The organism is Commensalibacter sp. A3DC (genome assembly GCF_047307945.1).
GTDB classification, from domain to species: domain Bacteria; phylum Pseudomonadota; class Alphaproteobacteria; order Acetobacterales; family Acetobacteraceae; genus Commensalibacter; species Commensalibacter melissae.
In genome coordinates, this window is record NZ_JAXOQA010000041.1 from 1 (window position 1) to 17,287 (window position 17,287).

The following is a 17,287-nucleotide window of genomic DNA, read 5'->3' on the forward strand; positions in this document are numbered from 1 at the left end:
TGTTACAATTCAAAAAAGAATAAAAATTTTTAATGATATTTTAATATATTCGAGACTCAAAAATGCTAACTAATTTTTTTATATGATTGATTATTAAATTTTTTACATATTTATCAATAATATATATGTATTATTCACATATTATTTTTGTTTAGGATTATTTACGTTTTCAAAACGTCATGAATTTATTAAATTTATACAGAATTTGTCCGATTTACCTATATAAATTTAAGTTGAATTTTAATTCTGAATAAAATCAGTATCTTAAAAATAATTATTATGTTAATAATTTCATTAATTACATCATAATTATAATTGTGGTAAAATTATAATTATATATTGAAAATTGGTTTCATATTGCTTAAGTGAAATATTAAACAATTGGAAAGATTGATTTAGATTATTTAATTTTTTATTTTATAGGGATAAAACTGTTATGGCTGGTAATAATATTATTTCAAGTGATACGGATTTTAGGCATTTTGTTATTCAGAATGATTATCCAATATTATCTGGTGGAGAATGGACCGCAAAACTAGCTGATGACGGGAGTACTGTCTATGTAAGCGGTGCTACCAGGGTCAAGGGACCAGTAAACATGATTCATGGCACATTGAATATTGAAAGTGGTGCTGTCGTAAGCGGGTTAAATGAAATAGCGAATGTGAGTGGATTTGGCGGACGGGCTAATCCATTAATTAATGTTATGTCAGGTGGTGTGATTAAAGATTCCAATCTTATAAATGGTGATATTCATATTTATAATGGCGGTATCTCATCCGATAACTCTATGGTATCAGAAAAAGTGACGATAGATAATGGCGGAATTTCCGATAATGATACCTTCTACAATCCAGGTGATACAGCAGAAAGTGGCGGTACATTAATTAATCCCAATTTGACGGGGGGATCAAGTTCTTTCAGAACTGCGGCAAACAGGTCGGACATTTACTACGCGTCAGGTGCCGTGATGACCGATCATCATATGCCTGATATTACCTCCATTAATTCAGGCACTAAAAATGTTAGATTACATATAGCAAGTGGGGCTGTATATAATGAACCTGAAAACTATGTCCCGCCTGATTTTACAAATTATCCGATAGAAAATGACTATCCTCTGTTAACAGGTGGCAACTGGATCGCGGATGTGGATGAAGAAGGTAAAACCTATTTTCAACGGGATGGACAGCCCAACTCCGAAAGGATTTATGGTCCAGTAGATATGATTCATGGCATATTGACTATTCATAGCGGGGCAGTCGTGGATGGTCTCTATCAATTAGCTAATGTGAGTGGATTTTCTGGAGATGCAAATCCAACTATAAATATTCAGTCGGGTGGTAAACTGACAAATTCCACGGTTTTTAATGGTTATCTTAATATATCCAGTGGGGGAATTTCACAACACAATAAATATATATCAGAAGTATCCAAAATTGAAAATGGTGGAATATCTGATGATGATACTTTTTATAATCCTACCACAAGTAAGGATGTTAAAGATGAATATTATAAAAGCGGAGGTATATTAAGAAATCCCAATTTGAAGGGGGGATCAAGCTCTTTTCGTACAACAGATGGTGCAGGTCAATATACTATAGCAAATGGCGCAGGGTTTGTTAATCCTCATATTGATAATTCAGCAAATGCAAATGGAACAGATATAACATTACCCATTAAAGGTGATGAAACATATCCATGCTTTTTAGCCGGAACTTTAATCAAAACTGATAGGGGTGATATCGCGGTTGAAAATCTTGTGGTGAATGACAGGGTTTATATTCACACAGAAAACGGGTTGCAATTACAGCCCATAACCTCCATAGTCAGTGATACACATTTTGTTAACACGCATTTGCCCGATGATGAGGGTGGATATCCTGTCTGTATTCTGAAAGATGCCATTTCCGAGAATATTCCATATCAAGATACTTATGTAACACCTGAACATTGCCTGTTTATTGATGGTAAATTTATACCCGTGCGTATGTTGGTCAATAATCATTCCATTTTTTACGATCATTCACAAAAAATGTACAGATACTATCATATTGAAACAGGAGAACATTCTGTCATCACGGCGAATGGGATGCTTACTGAAAGTTATTTGAATACCAGGGACACCATCAAGGATGTTGAAAATAATGTTATCCGGTTGCCTAAAAATTGGGTAAACGATGCCGCGGCTCCATTAAACGTTGATCGTGATAGTGTGGAAAAAGTATATAATTCCCTCTTGGATCAGGCTTTGGCCAAACATATTGATAGAAAAGGCAGAAAACTCCTAATTACAAATGATCATGATATTTGCCTTATAGCCGATAATGGCAATGTGATCGAAAAGCGAATTGATAATGGAAAAGTAACCTTCGTTATTCCAAAAAATACCAAGAATGTCCGGATTGTTTCCCGTGCAAGCCGACCAAGTGATGTTATTGGTCCATTTGTTGATGATAGACGCTATCTCGGTCTATTGATCAAGAATATCAAGCTTTTCAATAAAAATAAGAGTTTTGATATTGATGTTCATCTCAGTGAAGAAAATCTTGATGGATGGCATAAACTGGACAGTGATTCAGTCAGATGGACAAATGGCAATGCCTTTTTACCTTTGGAGGATTATTGCAAAGACGATAAATGTGTTCTCGTTCTGGAAATCGTTTCTGCAGGTCCCTATGTTCTTGAGGAAAATGAAGAACACAGAAAAGCGGTACAACAGTAAAATCGGATTTACATGACGTCTGCATCATCAAAGGATAAAAAATCCTATGTAAATGTGACACCTGTACCTACTCAGTCAGCACCCAAAGAAATCCGATACGATTTCAATTTGGGTGCCAGAGTAATGCTTCCCAAAAGAGAAAAGGGATTATGGAAAGTTACATTGCAAGATCTTGATACCGGCAATATCCTGTTCCAAGGTCAAGTCGCTGGGGGAACGGTCAGTTCCTCCAAACGTTTTTATGTCAATTTTAAAATTACTGTGGAGGAAATAGAAAATAATGTAACCAGACATTTGTTCAATCATCAACTTGATCTAAAAGATAAAAAGGTTGTCATTCAATGTCCGGTTGGAACAATCGGTGATACTTTTGCCTGGTTACCCTACGCCATTGAATTCAAGAAAAAACATTCGTGTAAGCTGCACTGTATAATTGATGAAAAATTTATTGATCTTTTAAAAAGATCATATCCAGAAATCAATTTTACAACAATGAAAAAGGCCGAGGAAAATAACATATTTTCTGATAGTTATGCCTGTTATTATTTTGGTCTGTTTTTCAAGGATGAGCAAAATTTATATCAGCCATGTGATTTCAGGTTGGTGGGGTTGCATAAAACAGCAGCTTACATTTTGGGGTTGTCGACAGAAAAAGATGAGAAACTAACCCTTAGATTACCTGATGAATCCAGGCCTATCAAAGAAAAATATGTATGTATTGCCGTTCAAGCAAGCTCTCAATGTAAATATTGGAACAATCCCAAAGGTTGGGAACTTGTTGTTGATTATTTGAAAAGTCAAAACTACAGGGTGATCTGCATTGATCAGAATACCATTTCGGGACATGGTATAATATTTAATTCCATACCTTACAATGCGGAAAATGAAACAGGAAACCGGCCTTTATCAGAACGCGCAAGGTGGTTGAAACATGCCGAATTTTTTGTTGGATTGAGTTCAGGATTGTCCTGGATGGCGTGGACAATGAATATTCCTGTTGTCATGATTTCCGGATTTACCCATCCCATGAACGAATTCTATACGCCTTATCGGATTATAAATTGGCATGTCTGTAATTCCTGCTGGAATGATATGAAATATGAATTCGAACATGATAATTATACGTGGTGTCCACGACATCGTGATACGCCCAGACATTATGAATGTACGAAATCAATAACTTCTACTTTTGTTATTCAAGTCATTCAAAAACTGATTTCAAATATAAATAAAGAATGATTCTACCAGAATATAAATTTATTATCATGGAAGTATAAAAATTCCCTGATAATAAATTTTAAAAACAATTAAATTGTTCCTAATTATATATAATAAATTAATTAAAATATTTCCCTAATATCAATAATAAAAAATTACATAAATATCTTGTTAAATAATTTTTTAACATTACATAAATTTTATTAAGTAATTCACATTTTATATTTTGTAAAATGCTAATAATTGTTTTCTTATTGCAATAAGATGTTAGGTTGTATGTATTTGTTCCCAGATTTCAGATAATCAGGCAATTCTTTTTGAATATACAGGTCTGGTCAAACTTGCATATGAATGCATTGTTATAAACTTTTATGAATAAAATTGATATTTTAATATAAACAGTTGCTATTAATTTTTATTTGCATATAAAATTGATTCCTATTCTCATTTTATGCTCTAACTCATTGATTCGATCACATATTTGATTAAGGAAAGTAATTTATAATGTTTAAGAAATATCTTTTGATAGGTTGTACAATCCTATTTTCAACACCAGCCTTGGCCGTAGAATATCCCATTGGCAAACCACAGATATGTGGAAATATGGAAATTGCTGCAGTCTATCTGCAGCCTATCGAGATGGAGCCTGACGGTATCATGTTGTCAGCGGCAAAATCTGATGTTCATCTTGAAGCGGATATTCATGCAACAGCCAATAATAAAAATGGTTTTCAAGAAGGCAGCTGGATGCCTTATCTACAAGTATCATATGAGTTAACCAAAATTGGTGATGAGAAAAAATTACAAGGTATACTTCATCCAATGGTTGCAAATGATGGACCACATTATGGTGAGAATATCAAACTTCTGGGAGCGGGAAAATATCATTTAAAACTCACGCTTCTTCCACCGGCCAGAGAATCCATGTTTGGTCTTCATGTTGACAAGGAAACGGGTGTTGCACCCTGGTTTGGGGAATGTGTCACACAATATGACTTTACATATGCCGGAACTGGTAAAAAGGGTGGATATTAATATTTAAACCAGCGATTAAATATAAATTATTAAGACGTTCAACATATTTATAAATAAATATTACATCTTAATAATTTGAGATTGTTTATTGATAATCCAATCATTAAAAGCATATTTTCGGATATTCAGAATGAAAAAATTTTATGCTGTTTTGTCATTGTTTTCCATTTGGCCAGTACACGTTTTCGGTGCACCACTTCAAAATTATGATATCACCATCACGGATGGTGTTTTTAAACCCTCATCAATAGAAGTGCCGGCAAACCAGCGTTTTAAAATTACCATTAAAAATACAGGTAAAGTACCGGCTGAATTTGAAAATCTTTCTTTAAGGGTTGAAAAGGTCTTGGGGCCTGATGTGACCTCTTTCGTGGTTATACATCCGCTTAAAACCGGGAAATATCATTTTATCGATGATTTTCACGTCAATATGCCAGGCTTTGACATTATTTCCAAATAGGAGTTTTTATTATGGGTGCGCCTTTGTTTATTGTATGGCGTGAGAGCGTTGAGGCATTACTGGTTATAGGCATTTTATATGCATGGCTGAGAAGGGAAAATCTGGTATCCCTGACAAGACAGCTATGGATTGGGACGGGACTTGGTCTGGCGCTTGCAGGATTATTGGCTGTTGCATTTTGGATCGCCAGCACTTGGTTTGCCGGTGCAGGTGGAGAATGGTTTTTTACCATTATGATGTTTGTCGCGGCATGTTTGATATTGCAAATGGTAATCTGGATGCATCATCATGGTAGAGGTATGAAAAAGCATCTTGAACAGGAGGCAGCCGAAAGTGTACAGAAATCCGGAAGTGGAATAGGGATTCTTCTTTTATCCATGCTGGCAGTCGCAAGAGAGGGATCAGAAACAGTTGTATTTTTGGCAGGTATTGGTGCGGAACAAAAGGGATCTTCATTGGGATTATTTATACTGGGCGGTTTTTTGGGATTAATCTTGGCATTGCTAACATTTTGGTGTTTACAGAAATCATTTAAATTCATTTCATGGAAATGGTTTTTCATTGTCAGCGAATTTCTTTTGCTTCTAATTGGTGGTGGACTTTTTATAAGCGCCATTGATAAAGCCTCTGTCCAGATTGCCGCTTATGATATTCCGGAATGGATTTATAATTTTATGGATAATCCTGTATGGAGTACAGCAGGGTTTATTCCTGACAACAGTACCTTAACAGGTTTGACAGGTTATCATGCGGAACCTTCATTAATGCAAATTTCAGCTCTTGTTATTTACTGGTTCATTGCCATTTTATTGTGCAACGTAACTTTTAAAAAAACTTATTAATACAATAAATAACATTGGAACAAATAATGAGGGTTTTGCTGAAAAAGGCAATTAATCAAACGGGAATTGCTATGCAACGTCATCAAACCATTATTCAGGGAATTAAATGGTTTGTTGTTGCAATTTATTTTTTGCTTCTGATTATTCCCGCTTTAATGCATTTACCCCCAAAACATTCGCATATTTTTAACAATATTGTTTTATTTGCCCAATTTGTTTTTTGGGGGATCTGGTGGCCCTTTGTAATATTGTCAATGTTATTTATAGGACGAATTTGGTGTGGTGTATTTTGTCCAGAGGGAACTTTGACGGAATGGACATCCAAAAATTTCGGACGAAACAAGAAAATCCCCCGTTTACTCAAATGGAGAGGTTGGCCAGCGATTGCTTTTATATTAACCACTTTGTATGGACAACTTATAAGTGTTTATGATTATGCGATACCTGCATTATTGATACTGGGAGGTTCAACAGCAGCAGCAATAGTTATTGGATATCTATATGGAAATGGTAACCGTGTCTGGTGTCGTTATCTGTGCCCGGTTAATGGTGTGTTTAATCTTCTTTCTCGGCTTTCTCCTTTTACTTTTAAGACAGATCAGCAAAAATGGTCAGAATTTCAAGAAAAAGAGCATTCAAATCCGCATTGCCCACCAATGATTAATATTCGACAGCTTCATGGCGTTTCAGCTTGCCATATGTGTGGACGTTGTGCAGGCTATAGAAATGCTGTCAGTTTGCAGACGAGGTCCGTGAATGAAGAAATTCTTGTTTACGGTAATGAACAGCAAAATATTTGGCAGATCAGACTATTGTTATTCGGTATGATTGGCGTTGCTATTGGAGCATTTACGTGGACGGTTTCGCCTTGGTTCGTTTATTTTAAACAATATCTGGCAGAATGGTTGGTTAATCATGAAATATTTTGGCCATTGAATGCAACGGCTCCCTGGTGGATTTTAACGAATTACCCTGCCAACAATGATAGTTTCAATTTGCTGGATGGCTTTTGTGTCAGTTTCTACATTCTTGGATCCGGAATCCTTTATGGCGTGTGGTTAACATTGATCTACAAATTTTTGGCCAGACTTTATCATAAACCTGATTTTTATCTATATTTTTCCCAAGCACTCATACCTTTGGCAGCGGCAGGTCTTTTTCTCGGTCTCAACGCAACAAGTGTCAAATTACTTCAATATGAGGGGATTGTCTTTTGGTGGCTAAAGGATATGCGTGCGATTATTCTGGGGGGTGCCAGTATTTGGAGTTTATACTTGGGCTATAAAATTCTTCGGAAATATAATAAATATTTTTATCAAATGTTTTTATCGTTTACCCTTTATACTGTATCTGTAATACCCGTTGTTGGGGCATGGGTTTTAATGTTTTGGATATGGTAAATAATTGAAAACATTAATAAATGAAAACCCTATCTTTTTTATTCTGTAAATAGGGTCGGTCTTTATTGAACCCCTATTATATAAAATAATAAGGGTTTGTGTTTTATAAATCAAAATTGATATTAATCTATTGTCATTAAAGAGGCATTTCCCCCTGCAGCAGTCGTGTTATTGCTTATGGAGATCTCTTCCATGAGAAGATCTGTATTTTCGAAATTTTCATCTACATCTAGTGCAGAAATAATTCCATTGTCTGAAAATGCCATGTTCTGACGAGCCTCTTCAAATTCGGGAACATCTTTTTCACCCAGAATGATCGTGCAAGGTTGCTCATTCATTGATTTAACCTTTCTGATGTGTAATGACAATTCATGGGGCAATTGTGAATACCATTCTGTGATCTGATCAGGTGCAAAAATCAGGACTGAATTTCCACATTTCAGGGACAAGGAAATTTGTCTCAATAAGATATCTCGTGTTTTAGCGATACATAATACTGTTCCTCGTGGTGAGAGAGAATAAATATTTTTTTCACCTACTGGTCCATTTAATTCAATATTTGAATTTACTATTGTATGGGATAATAGATTTTTTGCTGTAGAAACAAAATTCTTTTGATTGCTTGTCAACCAGTCCAGCCACTGCTGTGCAATAAGGGGTAGAGATTGTTTGGGGAATTCATCGAAAACGGGGCTTTGTTGCAACATCCTTCTTAGAATGAAGGGTGCACCTGCCTTTGGTCCTGTTCCGGAAAGACCTTTTCCTCCAAAAGGTTGTACGCCAACAATCGCCCCAATGATATTACGGTTAATGTATATATTACCGGCATTAATTTTTTTTGTTACATTTTCAATGGTTTCATCAATACGGGAATGAATACCAAACGTTAACCCAAATCCTGCTTGGTTTATCGATTTAATTATATTGTCAATCTGATCTCGTCTAAATCGAACAACATGAAGGACAGGACCAAAAACTTCATCAGGAATATCGGATATCTGATTGATTTCGATTATGGTCGGCATCATAAATGTACCATTTTCTGTTTTTTCAGGTAAAGGTAGGGAGCAGATCTTAAATCCTTTCTTTTTCATATATTCGACATGATTATTTAGACGATTTAATGCATCCTGACTGATTACAGGACCTATGTCGGTTTTGAGAGAAAGAGGATTATCTATAATGAGCTCCTTGGTTGCACCCCGTAACATGGTAATAACCCGATCCGCGCAATCTTCCTGAACGTACAATACCCTTAGGGCAGAGCATCGTTGACCGGCACTGTCAAATGCAGAACTGATGATATCAACAACAACTTGTTCGGCGAGGGCAGAGGAATCAACGATAAGTGCATTTTGTCCGCCTGTTTCAGCCACAAAAGGAATAATGTTGCCTGATGGAGATCTTCTGCTGGCAAGATTTTTAGAAATTTCACGGGCAACTGCTGTTGATCCTGTAAACATTACTCCATGGACTTCCTTATTTGAAATAAGAGATGCCCCAATATTTCCCTTACCGGGTAATAATTGAAGAATTTCTTCCGGTATACCCGCTTCATGCATAATTTGAACTGCCTTAGTGGCAATTAAAGGCGTTTCCTCGGCTGGTTTGGCAATAACAGGATTTCCGGCAGCAAGAGCTGCAGAAATTTGCCCGATAAAAATGGCCAGTGGGAAATTCCATGGGCTGATGCAAACAACGGGTCCACTCAATGGTGCGTGAGTATTATTATTGAAAGTTCTGGCAACTGTTGAACCATAGTATCTGAGAAAGTCAATCGCTTCTCTTACTTCAGCCAGGGCATTGGGAAAAGATTTTCCCGCTTCACGAATAATCAATCCCAATAAAGGATACAATTGCTCTTCCAAAAGATCTGCAGCTTTCAGCAAGGGAACAGCCCTTTTATCAGGATCCAATCCAGCCCAGTCCTTGGCACCCTTTACTGCCGATTTGAACGCACGATCAATTTCCGCTTGTGATGCCTCGATAACTGTCCCTACCTTATCGTTATGATCAGCAGGATTTAAAACATCCAATGGTTTGTTTTTGAACTTAGTTTTTTTTCCTGCAAGAATTGGAAATGCTTCCCAAGATGCTGGAGAATCTTTAAGGGCCTTAGAAAGATCATGTAGGGTAAATTCATTATTGAAATCAATGCCTCTTGAATTCAGTCTTTCCTGACCATAAATGGAGCGTGGTAAACGGATGGCTGGATGAGGACTGCCAACAGGATTTACTTTCAGAGCTTCATCCACAGGGTTTGCAATCAGTTGATCAATTGAAATATCACTGTTGCCAATCTGGTTTACAAATGAAGAATTAGCTCCATTTTCCAATAATCTGCGAACAAGATAAGCAAGCAAAGTTTCATGTGTTCCTACAGGGGCGTATATACGACATGGTCGTGAAAGATCACCCGCTTGTACGATTTTGCTATATAACTGTTCACCCATACCATGGAGACACTGAAATTCATATTGTTCAATATCATAATCTTTTCCTGCAAGTGCATAAATTGTTGCAAGTGTTCGAACATTATGTGTGGCAAACTGTGGAAAAATTGCGTCTCTATTGGACAATAATTTTTTCGCGCATGCAATATAACTAATATCTGTATGAATTTTGCGGGTATAGACAGGAAAATCGGATTGACCTTCAACCTGCGCTTTTTTAATTTCACTGTCCCAATAGGCACCCTTTACCAAACGTACCATCAATCTGCGGTTTGTTCGACGAGCCAGATCAATCAAATAATCCAGGACATAGGGAGCCCTGCGGCCATAAGCTTGGACAACAAAACCAATACCGTTCCAGTTTTTCAGATCTGGGTGATTACATAAGGCTTCCATCAAATCAAGAGAGATTTCAAGGCGTTCACTCTCTTCTGCATCAATATTGATGCCAATATTATATTGGCGTGCAAGACGAACCAAATTCGTTAAAGTCGGAAGGAGTTCTTTCATGACTCGGTCATATTGGGAACGAGAATAACGGGGGTGTAAAGCGGATAATTTAATGGATAATCCAGCACGTTCATAAACCGAGTTTCCATGTGTTGAACGGCCGATTGCATGCAAAGCATTTTCATAATCAACCCTGTAACGTTCCGCATCTTCTTCTGTTATCGCAGCCTCGCCAAGCATATCGTACGAATAACGAAATCCGATATCTTCCATTTTTCTGCTTTGATTTAAAGCCTCTTCCATTGTTTGGCCAAGAACAAATTGTTCACCCATCATGCGCATAGCCCGATCAAGGGCGATACGGATTATGCTTTCACCTTGCCGCTGTACCAATTTTGTAAGGGTTGCTGCAAGATTTTTTTCTTTTACAGGCGTAACGAGTTTTCCTGTCAAAGCAAGTCCCCATGCGGCGGCGTTGGTGAAAATAGGTTTCTTGAAACCTGCATGTGATATCCAGTCACCAGTGCTGATCTTATCCCTGATTAATGCATCACGTGTTTCAGTATCAGGAATGCGTAAAAGAGCTTCGGCAAGGCACATAAGTGCAACGCCTTCTGCGGAAGATAATGAGAACTCCTGAACAAGAGTCTCGACACCCTTCAGGTTACGATGTTCTCTTAAATATTGTGTTAATGATCTTGCATGTTCCGATATCTGTCTGTTCATTTCATCAGATAGGGTAGCTTGTGGAAGTAGGGTTTTGACACATTCCGTTTCTGGAAGCCGTATTGTCGCCGTAATTTTATCTCTTAAAGAGTTCTGAGTGCGTATATTATTGTCAAATTGAGAAAAAACAGACATAAAAATCCTCGAAACTGAAAATATAATATTTAAGATTATGTCGCTTCTTACATAATTTATCCATTGAATAAAACAAATATTATATAAATATGATAATTTTATTATAAATTTTATGTTTATTTATTGAGCTATTGTTTTAATTTAATAATGAAAAAAACAGGATATGAATTATGTTTACGTAATTATGTATTTAACTGCAACGAAATTATTATATTGTAATTTAATCAGCGATTGTTGGTTTTACCTTATGGAAGCAACTGAAAATATTACATATTATTTGAGATATTGATTAAAAGTGACAGCTTAATGAATCGTATATTTGGTGATACGTTATTATTGTATTTTTATAGTAAAAATTGTTTTCGATTCTGTTTGAGAATATGGTGTTCATCAAAAATGGATATTGAATAATTTGTTTAATTTATTTTCAAAAAAAATCATTCCATTAATAGGTTGTTTATTTTTTTCAAGTTGTAATCATTCACAAAAATCAATTTTGTATCACTGGCAAAAAAAACAGCAAATGATCGTTGTTATAACTGATGGATGGTATAGTAATAGGGGAAAGTTATACAAATTTGAATATTTGCATTCAAAATGGCACAAAAAAGGAAATGGTGTTTCTGTATCTCTAGGTAGTCAAGGATTGGCTTGGGGCAGGGGATTGCATCCATTTATCCAAGAAGGTCTGTACAAAAAAGAGGGTGATAAGCGCAGTCCTGTTGGAATATTCAAAATAGGCTTTGCATTTGGTTATAGGAATAATCTTTCTATAAATTATCCTTACCATGTCATGACACAATATGATTACTGTATTGATGATCCTACATCGTCTCAATACAATCAAATTATTGATAAACAAAATTTTTCTTTAAAAGAAAAATTTATTTTGTCTGAACCTATGCGTAGGGATATTCATTTTAAAGGGGACCAACTTTATAAATTAGGTTTTGTCATTGAGCATAATGAGAAGAATATTCCTCATTATGGAAGCTGTATCTTTGCACATTTAAGAAAAAATGCGAATGCGGTGACTTCAGGTTGTACAGCAATGGATGAAAAGGATATGACACAAATTCTTAGATGGCTTAATCCTGATTATCATCCAATTTATGTATTATTACCTAAAGTTGTTTATCATCAGAAACAACAGGTTTGGAATTTGCCATCTATAAAAAATGATTAAGCAGCTTTGCGAAAAATTGGAAATGCGCCCTGCTGGATTCGAACCAGCGGCCCACAGCTTAGAAGGCTGTTGCTCTATCCAGCTGAGCTAAGGGCGCAAAAAATAATTTCAGTGAGTCCAGTTCATTTTCCGATTGTTGTGAAAATTATCTTCATAATTTTTGACAACATAATGATGACTACCTGGTTCTTCCAAATCATAAGCAATTGAATTTTTTTCTGCATATTGAATTGCTTGATCTTTTGTAGGGAAACTGAGTTTTACTTCAGTTTGTGTCTCACTACATCCTACCCATCCAGTTAGGGAATCGTGTGATCGAGGGGAGGATTGTCCATAATCAAGAATCCATCTATGACTGCGAATTTTACCAGATTGTGTAGCCTTTTGAGGGCATTTATAAATTCGCGCCCGTGTCATGAAAACCTCTTTTGCTTATTAAAAAATACCCAAGGATTTTAACCCAAGGTCTTTATTAATGGTCGGGGAGCCCGGATTCGAACCGGGGGCCTCTTGTACCCAAAACAAGCGCGCTAGCCAGGCTGCGCCACACCCCGAATGGCCCTATAGCTATCCTGTTCTGCGCTATAAGGCAAGTTATTTTTTTATAAAATATGCTTTTTTTTATTTTTTTTGGGATTTGATAAGAGGGGGTGCAAAGGCGGGGGCCATATCCCATGGGAACAGGATCCACATATCCTGTTGAACTTCCATGATAAATTGGTCAGTATATTCCTTGCCGGCAGGTTTGGCATAAAGGCAGGCAAAATAAGCTTTTGGTAACAACTTACGAATAGCTTTGGCAGTAATTCCCGAATCAACAAGGTCGTCAATAATTAGAAAACCATTACCATCTTCGGTAATGGAGGGATTTTTAATGATATTTAATTCACCTCTTTTTTCTTCATCATAAGTGACAACTGATATTGTATCAATCAAACGAAGTTCCAATTCACGTGCAATAATTCCCGCGGGAATTAACCCGCCACGTGTTATCGCGATAATTCCTCTGAAATTAAAATTGCTCAAGCGTTCAGATAATATACGGGCATCTTTGTGTAATTGATCCCAGGAAACGGTCATATATTTGGTAGCCATTAAAATAAAGAACCTCCATTTGGAATTGAGTAATCTGGCTGAATAGGAATGTAATAACTTTTGGAATCAGGCATACAAAGCACTATCGTGTCGAATGCAGTTGATCCCTGATGGTTGAAAGGTAAATTAATAATGGCACAAACATGTTTTTCCAAGAGGGATTCTGGCAAAAGAGTGGGTTAATTAAGTAAAAAAAGTATTTTTGGAACCAATGACTGAATCAGAATCAATTTTTAAAGGAAAACTTCCCTGCTTATTGCTAGGAGTTACCCTTTAGATTGAACCTGCCCTGAAGTTTGATTTATCACTCATAAAGAATCCATGGTAAAACGGTAAAGAATTTATAACGAAACGATCCAAACAAATATATCTTGTTTATTTTAATATGGGAAAATATTAATGTAAAATGAAACTGTATATTTTATGATTACAATATTTGTTACAGTTATTAAATATAGGCTTTTAAATATTGGAAATTCGTTTCAAGATTTCAGAAGTCAATACGGATTATGTGAATATGGATAAGAAAAACCTAATTTCTTATTGTCTAGATAGTTTGGTTGTCATCTTAATTTTTTTAAGTGCATGTTCAGCTTCTGATACACCTCCTCAAAATAGTATGAGGTTAACCTCAGACAGGGTCGCTCGTTTTTCGATGCAAAGCAGGGATTTCGATATAACTGATAGATCAGAACTTATGCGTGCTGTAATGAATGTTGTCCAAGATCAGCATTATGTTATAAGAGAGGTGAATGCGGGGGTTGGCACCTTATATGCAGACCAGACATATGATATTGGTCAGCCTTTGAGTTTTTTTGGAATTCCGATCACTCATTTTCATCAAAAACCGTGGGCGGGTGGAAATTTGGCAATTCAGCTGGGACCGTTTGAACTGGCTGGTGGACAAAATAGTTTATATGTTGCCAAGAAAAACAGTTCTGTTTCTGTTGTGCTTTTGCCTTTGGAAAATAATAAAAAAGGATTTCAAATTCATGTTTCAATTGAAATGCGTGATTTTTACAATGACGGACATGTCGGTGAAATCTGGTTAGTCCGGGATCCAAAAATTTATCAGAATTTCTTTGATGCTTTGTCAAAAGCGATTTATTTACAGGCTCAATCCTAATGAAAATTTTTCATTTATTTTCTGTGGTCGTGGTTTTATTGTTGGCAGGATGTAATGGGAATTCCATACCAACAAGCCTGAGATTAACTGATTTACCGACAGGTCAGCTTCGTAATATGCAAATGCGGCAATTTGATCAGTCAGATATAAATAGGGTTAATCAAGCCGTAATTAAAACACTGGTCAGTCTGGATTTTCAAATTGTCAGGGTGGATGATCTAAGCCATCTGATTGAAGTCATACGTCTGGAAAACGGACATATTATGCAGGCAAATATAATGTTAATATCAATGGTGAACCATGGTACGACAGTTCGTATAGCTTTGCGCTACAATCAATATCCCGTAACGTCACCCCAAGTTTATCAGGAATTTTTTGATACGTTGTCACGTAATTTATCCTGATCTTTAATAAATGGCGTTGGCGTTCAAGAATGTGGCTTGAGATAACTGATTGAAAAAATTTTGATAGAATTCAGGGTTTTTGTCCAATGGCAAGTTATTCATACGAGCCATAGCCCTGACGATAATATGATCTTTATTGGGTTGTGTCGTAACGGTAATTTCAATTATGTCATCTGTAAAATGGGTTGCCGTGACAAAACCGATCTGATCATTTGATCTCACAATGATATATCCCATGTCTTGCAGCGTAGATGAAATGGCCTGGATCATTTTTTGCTGATCCGTAGTTTCAAATGATCGACTCTGAACAGCCCTTAGTGCAAGAGTCTGTTGCGGTTTTGCCAAAACAGTTTGAAGCGGATTTAATAAAACCATGATCCCAATGAAGATTTGGCCCCAAAGGGATATAGAAATATATATACGAGAAAATGTTTGCATTCCTAGAAATTGCTATATCTATAAGAATAATCTTTAACTTTTTGATTATGGTCAAATTTAACAATCAAGGTGAGTGTTCGTTGTGACGTGCTGGATGTATTGGCTTTGTTTCCCAACCCGAGGATAACAATGGTTGCCCATCCTCCAGAACTGGAATGTGTACGCATGGTTGAAATTCGATCATACACCCATACTTCCTGATGTTGATCATCGGAAGTTACAATATTGGGTGGCCCAAAAATTTCAACAACCGAGGCATTACTCATACCTTTATGAAGTTGGCTTTCAATGCTTCCAAGAGTCAGATGGGCATCTGTATTTTGAGCCGTCTGAGCATCTTGGGCCTGTTTTGATGCTGATTCACAACCAGCCATGAGTAAAACTGTGGTGGGAATAATCACATATTTGAGAAAGCGCATGATGTTTGTCCATTATTAAATAGAGAAGCCATTATTTACAGTAAGGTTAAAATGGATGATTTTGCAAGAAAAGTGACCGGGATAGTGGTTCAAAAAAATTCTTTTGATAAAAAACAGGGTCTGCTATATTTTCGTATCCGGTTGAGGAAGCGCTGAAATTATTGTAAATTTGTCCATTGACTCTTACAGCAAATTTATTTCTATCAATGGGATATGTCATTACACTCAATATTATATTGCTGTTTTGTTGTGCCGTTACCTCGGAACTGTCCAAATTGACTTTTACAATATTAAAACCTTGATCCTGCAGTGTTGTAATAATGGTTTTCAACAAAATATCTCGATTAGGTGCCTCGAATGTACGCGTTTCATTTACACGTTTTTGAGTGGCGGGAAGCACAGATTCATTATTGTTTGAACAAGCTGTCAGTGAGAAACATGACAACCCCAATATGCAAAGAAAAAATTTAAGTGTCATTTTCATCGGGATGTGTAATTTTGGTGAAGGGATAGTGAATAGGAAAAGGCATCAAAAAACTGTTGATATGTTACAGGGGATCGAATGATTTCAGATTGTCTTGGAGGACCACCGTTTAAATTTGCACCTTCTTCACCATTATAAAGTGGATAGGCACTTAAGGATAGGCGTGCAATGATTGTATGAACAGAATCATTTTTTGAACTTAAAGTTAAAGTTGCCAAAATAACCTGATTTAAATCAGGGTGAGTCTGGTTGGCTGCGATAAGCCCCATGGCAGGTGAAGTTTCTGTAATAATAAATCCAAGATCCTGAAAGGTAGACAAAGCAATTTGATAGGCTTGAGAAGAAGATAAATTCGGGAATTCCCTTGTCTGTAAAGTCCGAATTTCCATTGTTGTCAAATATTTGTCATTTTTTGCATGAACAGATAAGGGGATTAATGCCAATGTAATTCCGATAATGATATTCAAATTCAAATAATTTTTGATAGTTAGCATTGGTGTATCCGATTTGGAAAATCATTCCGTTATTTTTTTTACATACGAAATTATTATAATATAATTTGGTAAAAAGGTTTATTTAAAAATCCCAATTTGATTTTTCAATTATCTTAAATTATTTTTTGTTTTTTGTCTTTAAAAATGAATAGTTTTGGCAAGTTTTGACTGATTTTATTTTATTGATAATTACTTGT

General features: G+C 36.1%; 16 protein-coding genes and 2 tRNA genes. 9 read left to right on the top strand and 9 right to left on the bottom strand.

Translation table 11 applies throughout. The features are described 5' to 3' along the window. The first annotated feature begins 436 nt into the window (after window positions 1–436). The 6 genes from U0839_RS06030 to U0839_RS06055 all read left to right on the top strand — a co-directional run bounded on the left by U0839_RS06030 (window position 437) and on the right by U0839_RS06055 (window position 7,680). On the top strand, window positions 437–2,725 hold the full coding sequence (locus U0839_RS06030) for a Hint domain-containing protein (RefSeq protein ID WP_413550289.1): 2,289 nt from the start codon (window positions 437–439) through the stop codon (window positions 2,723–2,725). A gap of 12 nt (window positions 2,726–2,737) precedes the next feature. Next, window positions 2,738–3,964, top strand: coding sequence for an autotransporter strand-loop-strand O-heptosyltransferase (locus tag U0839_RS06035; protein WP_413550290.1), 1,227 nt, complete (start codon window positions 2,738–2,740; stop codon window positions 3,962–3,964). A 483-nt stretch (window positions 3,965–4,447) separates the two neighbouring features. Then, window positions 4,448–4,978, top strand: coding sequence for an iron transporter (locus tag U0839_RS06040; RefSeq protein WP_413550291.1), 531 nt, complete (start codon window positions 4,448–4,450; stop codon window positions 4,976–4,978). Window positions 4,979–5,108: 130 nt separating this feature from the next. Continuing rightward, entirely contained in the window at window positions 5,109–5,438 is a 330-nt protein-coding gene (locus tag U0839_RS06045) for a cupredoxin domain-containing protein (protein ID WP_155568187.1), read from the top strand. A gap of 11 nt (window positions 5,439–5,449) precedes the next feature. Beyond that, window positions 5,450–6,280: an FTR1 family iron permease gene (locus U0839_RS06050; protein ID WP_110438097.1), complete on the top strand. Its 831-nt coding sequence runs from the start codon at window positions 5,450–5,452 to the stop codon at window positions 6,278–6,280. Window positions 6,281–6,306: 26 nt separating this feature from the next. Further along, on the top strand, window positions 6,307–7,680 hold the full coding sequence (locus U0839_RS06055) for a 4Fe-4S binding protein (RefSeq protein ID WP_110438096.1): 1,374 nt from the start codon (window positions 6,307–6,309) through the stop codon (window positions 7,678–7,680). A gap of 122 nt (window positions 7,681–7,802) precedes the next feature. On the opposite strand, the gene putA is transcribed toward U0839_RS06055, so the two are convergent. Next, window positions 7,803–11,444, bottom strand: coding sequence for a bifunctional proline dehydrogenase/L-glutamate gamma-semialdehyde dehydrogenase PutA (putA, locus tag U0839_RS06060; protein ID WP_155565540.1), 3,642 nt, complete (start codon window positions 11,442–11,444; stop codon window positions 7,803–7,805). Between the two features lie 523 nt (window positions 11,445–11,967). On the opposite strand from putA, the gene U0839_RS06065 reads away from it, so the two are divergent. Further along, window positions 11,968–12,630: a L,D-transpeptidase family protein gene (locus tag U0839_RS06065; RefSeq protein WP_155565539.1), complete on the top strand. Its 663-nt coding sequence runs from the start codon at window positions 11,968–11,970 to the stop codon at window positions 12,628–12,630. A gap of 23 nt (window positions 12,631–12,653) precedes the next feature. Here U0839_RS06065 and U0839_RS06070 read toward each other — a convergent pair. The 4 genes from U0839_RS06070 to gpt form a co-directional block, all read right to left on the bottom strand. Beyond that, window positions 12,654–12,727, bottom strand: a tRNA-Arg gene (locus tag U0839_RS06070). Between the two features lie 11 nt (window positions 12,728–12,738). After that, window positions 12,739–13,047 (bottom strand): NADH dehydrogenase ubiquinone Fe-S protein 4, encoded by a 309-nt coding sequence (locus tag U0839_RS06075; protein WP_122123665.1) that lies wholly within the window; start codon window positions 13,045–13,047, stop codon window positions 12,739–12,741. A gap of 59 nt (window positions 13,048–13,106) precedes the next feature. Next, window positions 13,107–13,184: transfer RNA gene (locus tag U0839_RS06080), tRNA-Pro, on the bottom strand. 67 nt (window positions 13,185–13,251) lie between these two features. Then, complete coding sequence (gene gpt, locus U0839_RS06085; protein ID WP_110438092.1) at window positions 13,252–13,725, bottom strand: xanthine phosphoribosyltransferase; 474 nt, start codon at window positions 13,723–13,725, stop codon at window positions 13,252–13,254. A gap of 517 nt (window positions 13,726–14,242) precedes the next feature. Between gpt and U0839_RS06090 the strand changes: the two genes are divergently transcribed. Both U0839_RS06090 and U0839_RS06095 read left to right on the top strand, forming a co-directional pair. Further along, entirely contained in the window at window positions 14,243–14,851 is a 609-nt protein-coding gene (locus U0839_RS06090) for a hypothetical protein (RefSeq protein WP_155565538.1), read from the top strand. Continuing rightward, window positions 14,851–15,255, top strand: coding sequence for a hypothetical protein (locus U0839_RS06095; protein WP_110438090.1), 405 nt, complete (start codon window positions 14,851–14,853; stop codon window positions 15,253–15,255). Before U0839_RS06090 ends, U0839_RS06095 begins: the two co-directional genes overlap by 1 nt. Window positions 15,256–15,258: 3 nt before the next feature. Here the strand turns inward: U0839_RS06095 and U0839_RS06100 are convergent, their stop codons facing one another. The 4 genes from U0839_RS06100 to U0839_RS06115 form a co-directional block, all read right to left on the bottom strand. Continuing rightward, window positions 15,259–15,630: a DUF1499 domain-containing protein gene (locus U0839_RS06100; RefSeq protein ID WP_146206640.1), complete on the bottom strand. Its 372-nt coding sequence runs from the start codon at window positions 15,628–15,630 to the stop codon at window positions 15,259–15,261. A gap of 65 nt (window positions 15,631–15,695) precedes the next feature. After that, window positions 15,696–16,112: an outer membrane protein assembly factor BamE gene (locus U0839_RS06105; protein ID WP_155569311.1), complete on the bottom strand. Its 417-nt coding sequence runs from the start codon at window positions 16,110–16,112 to the stop codon at window positions 15,696–15,698. Window positions 16,113–16,158: 46 nt separating this feature from the next. Continuing rightward, window positions 16,159–16,590 carry a hypothetical protein gene (locus U0839_RS06110; protein ID WP_198193116.1) on the bottom strand — a complete coding sequence of 144 codons (432 nt, stop codon included), beginning with the start codon at window positions 16,588–16,590 and terminating at the stop codon, window positions 16,159–16,161. 2 nt (window positions 16,591–16,592) lie between these two features. Further along, a complete protein-coding gene (locus tag U0839_RS06115; protein ID WP_413550292.1) occupies window positions 16,593–17,090 on the bottom strand; it encodes a hypothetical protein in 498 nt (165 codons plus the stop codon). Window positions 17,091–17,287: the final 197 nt, after the last annotated feature.

Excerpts from the sequence above, each read along its gene's own strand:
- U0839_RS06035 (WP_413550290.1), top strand. The coding sequence starts at position 2,738 with ATGACGTCTGCATCATCAAAGGATAAAAAATCCTATGTAAATGTGACA.
- U0839_RS06105 (WP_155569311.1), bottom strand. The coding sequence starts at position 16,112 with ATGCGCTTTCTCAAATATGTGATTATTCCCACCACAGTTTTACTCATG.
- U0839_RS06100 (WP_146206640.1), bottom strand. The coding sequence starts at position 15,630 with ATGGTTTTATTAAATCCGCTTCAAACTGTTTTGGCAAAACCGCAACAG.
- gpt (WP_110438092.1), bottom strand. The coding sequence starts at position 13,725 with ATGGCTACCAAATATATGACCGTTTCCTGGGATCAATTACACAAAGAT.
- U0839_RS06045 (WP_155568187.1), top strand. The coding sequence starts at position 5,109 with ATGAAAAAATTTTATGCTGTTTTGTCATTGTTTTCCATTTGGCCAGTA.
- U0839_RS06040 (WP_413550291.1), top strand. The coding sequence starts at position 4,448 with ATGTTTAAGAAATATCTTTTGATAGGTTGTACAATCCTATTTTCAACA.
- U0839_RS06030 (WP_413550289.1), top strand. The coding sequence starts at position 437 with ATGGCTGGTAATAATATTATTTCAAGTGATACGGATTTTAGGCATTTT.
- U0839_RS06095 (WP_110438090.1), top strand. The coding sequence starts at position 14,851 with ATGAAAATTTTTCATTTATTTTCTGTGGTCGTGGTTTTATTGTTGGCA.
- U0839_RS06050 (WP_110438097.1), top strand. The coding sequence starts at position 5,450 with ATGGGTGCGCCTTTGTTTATTGTATGGCGTGAGAGCGTTGAGGCATTA.
- U0839_RS06090 (WP_155565538.1), top strand. The coding sequence starts at position 14,243 with ATGGATAAGAAAAACCTAATTTCTTATTGTCTAGATAGTTTGGTTGTC.
- U0839_RS06115 (WP_413550292.1), bottom strand. The coding sequence starts at position 17,090 with ATGCTAACTATCAAAAATTATTTGAATTTGAATATCATTATCGGAATT.
- U0839_RS06110 (WP_198193116.1), bottom strand. The coding sequence starts at position 16,590 with ATGACACTTAAATTTTTTCTTTGCATATTGGGGTTGTCATGTTTCTCA.
- putA (WP_155565540.1), bottom strand. The coding sequence starts at position 11,444 with ATGTCTGTTTTTTCTCAATTTGACAATAATATACGCACTCAGAACTCT.
- U0839_RS06065 (WP_155565539.1), top strand. The coding sequence starts at position 11,968 with ATGATCGTTGTTATAACTGATGGATGGTATAGTAATAGGGGAAAGTTA.
- U0839_RS06075 (WP_122123665.1), bottom strand. The coding sequence starts at position 13,047 with ATGACACGGGCGCGAATTTATAAATGCCCTCAAAAGGCTACACAATCT.
- U0839_RS06055 (WP_110438096.1), top strand. The coding sequence starts at position 6,307 with ATGAGGGTTTTGCTGAAAAAGGCAATTAATCAAACGGGAATTGCTATG.